Annotated in this window: 2 protein-coding genes; both read left to right on the forward strand. The window is 63.9% G+C overall.

Annotation, left to right across the window (positions count from 1 at the left end; genetic code table 11):
• Nucleotides 1–121 precede the first annotated feature (121 nt).
• Nucleotides 122–1,474 (forward strand): IS1380 family transposase, encoded by a 1,353-nt coding sequence (locus tag DDF70_RS35915; protein WP_114946644.1) that lies wholly within the window; start codon nt 122–124, stop codon nt 1,472–1,474.
• Nucleotides 1,475–2,314: 840 nt separating this feature from the next.
• The coding region (locus tag DDF70_RS35920; RefSeq protein ID WP_162820914.1) for a transposase at nt 2,315–2,673 on the forward strand (359 nt) is incomplete at its 3' end.

A 2,673-nucleotide genomic window follows, 5' to 3' on the forward strand; every position in this document is an offset into this window, starting at 1 on the left:
CCGTTCTTATGCACGAGGTGGCTGGAGAAGGGCTGGCGGATGTAGCTTAAGCACTTGAAGCAGCGTAGGATTTGGTTGCTGACACCCGTCCTGCAACCCCTTCAAAGCTGCCACACCCGCCATGATGGACGATACAACCGCAACCTTCCCGTTTCCAGCCGTGGGCCGCAAGAAGATCACCGCTGCTTTCGACGGCGGACGCTTGTCGTCCGACGGCGGCGTCATGCTCCTGGCCCAGGCCGAGCGCCGGCTCGGCATCGCCGAGCGGCTGGCGCGCATCATCCCGGATCGGCGCGATCCCAGCCGCGTGACGCACGCGATCCCGGATATGATCCGCGCCCGCATCTTCGCCATCGCGTGCGGCTATGAGGATTGCAACGACTTCGGCCCGCTGCGGGCTGATCCGGCATTCAAGCTCGCCTGCGAGCGCCTGCCGGAAACCGGGACGGATCTGGCCTCGCAGCCGACCCTCTCGCGTCTGGAGAATGCGCCTACGATCCGTGATGCGATCCGCCTGAGCTACGCCCTGGTCGACCAGTGGATGGACAGCTATGCCACCCCGCCGGACGGCGTGGTGCTGGATATCGACGACACCTGCGACGTGGTGCATGGGCACCAGCAGCTCTCACTGTTCAACGCGCACTATGACGAGCGCTGCTTTCTGCCGATCCATGTCTACGACAGCACCGGCCGACCGGTCGCCGTCGTGCTGCGGTCGGGCAAGACACCCTCGGGTCGTGAGGTGCGGGCGCATCTGCGACGCCTCGTGCGGCGCATCCGCACGCGCTGGCCTCTCACCCGCCTCACGATCCGGGGCGACAGCCACTATGCCCGGCCTGAGGTCATGGCCTTCTGCGAGCAGAGCGGCCTCAGTTATCTGTTCGGGCTGGCCGGCAGCCGGCCGCTCACCAGCAAGGTGCAGGACACCGCGGATGCGGTGCGCACCCGACGGGCGATCGAGGATCGTGAGGTGGTGCGGGATTTCGCTGAGACCAGGCACCGGGCCAAAAGCTGGTCGTGCGAGCGTCGCGCGATCGCCCGCATCGAGGCGACCCGCCTCGGGCTCGACATCCGCTTTGTGGTCACCAACCTGACCGGCACCAGCCCGCGGGTCATCTACGAGAGCCTGTACTGTGCCCGGGGTCAGGCCGAGAACTGGATCAAGTTCCACAAGGCGCAACTCGCCTCCGACCGGACCTCGTGCCGGCGAGCAGTGGCCAATCAGGTTCGGCTGGTGCTGCACACGGCCGCCTACTGGCTGATGCTGGCGGTGCGCGAGGCTATTCCGGCTGCACGCGATCTCGCCCGGGCCGAGTTCGCCACGCTGCGGCTTCGCCTGCTCAAGATCGCCGTGCGGGTGCAGGAAACCACCAGCCGCATCCGCTTGGCCTACGCGTCCTGCTGTCCCGAAGCCGACCTGTTCCGCGCCATAGCGGCGGCTCTCCTGCCCAGCCCGAGAGCAGCCTCGCCATGAGCGCCGGGGCTGCCATCGCCCCGGTCACCCCATGTCTTCTCCGCCAACGCGTTCCTACGTTCCAAACCTCGCCGCGATGAAAAAGACGCAACAGATTGGCTCGCCCAAGCCGCAAGTCAGGTCATCGCAACAAGCTCAGGTGAATACGATCGGTTAGAGACGAGATTATGTTGGACCCCGCTGCTATACCGCGAACCTTAGATCGAAGCAATCAAGAAGCATTCAATATAACATTTCGCATAACATTTGTTTGACAAGAAGTCTGCGGCAGCGGGCTGTCGAAGTAATATAAAGCTTGACGATCAGCCGACCTCTCGCCTCGTGGTTCCTTAACGGTTCAGCTACCCCGATGGATCTATCCTGAGGCACACGGGCTCTCGTCCCATGAGCGCCACCAGCCGTCTATTCCGATCCAGATGGTTGTCGTGCCCCTATGGTCTTCCTGCTCCAGGAGCTTCGATGTTTCAGGCCTTCACGCGCACCCTCCCGCGCCGCTACCAAGCCGCTGCCGTCATCTTGGGCTAAGCGCCGTCGCCGGATGGAGCCTGCTTCCTGGATCACGCGGGTCGACAGCAGAATCAGAGCGTCAGGTATCAGTACCAGCTGCCGAACTGCAAGCAGGTCAGAGCCCAAAACTGCCTGCACGGGACCAAGCCCAGAGCCCAGCGACTGAGGTCCTGAAGCCCAATATGTCGAAAGGTTTTGCTCAGAACGAGATCGCTCGTCTGTCCCAGGAGAAGGTTTTAGGCCGTGTGGACGGATTGGGCCGAGCAACGGGTAGGTAGATTCCCAATCAGTCGGGCGATGATTCATGGCAGGTCGGCTTCAGGAGGCTCGACCATGCTGACAGGAATGACGGAGGACGATTGGGCGACAGTGCTGCGGGTGTTTACGGCCTCCCGCTCCCGGCGCGGCGCCAAGGGCGGCAATGACCGCCGCTTCCTGGAGGCGCTGCACTACTTCACGGTTCACAACATCACCTGGCGAGCCCTGCCCGAGCGCTTCGGCCATTGGAACTCGGTCTGGAAGCGCTTTTGGCGCTTGAGCCGGGCGGGTGTGTTCGAGGCCTTCTTCGAGGCTTTGGCGGCCCTGAGCGGGACCGCTCACCTGGTGCAGATGTTCGATTCCACCATCGGGCGCGCCCATGTCTCGGCGGCAGGCGCAAAAGGGGGCAGAGCCGCCAGGCCCTGGGCCGCTCG

The organism is Microvirga calopogonii, assembly GCF_003347665.1.
Lineage (GTDB): Bacteria > Pseudomonadota > Alphaproteobacteria > Rhizobiales > Beijerinckiaceae > Microvirga > Microvirga calopogonii.

Excerpts from the sequence above, each read along its gene's own strand:
- DDF70_RS35915 (WP_114946644.1), top strand. The coding sequence starts at position 122 with ATGATGGACGATACAACCGCAACCTTCCCGTTTCCAGCCGTGGGCCGC.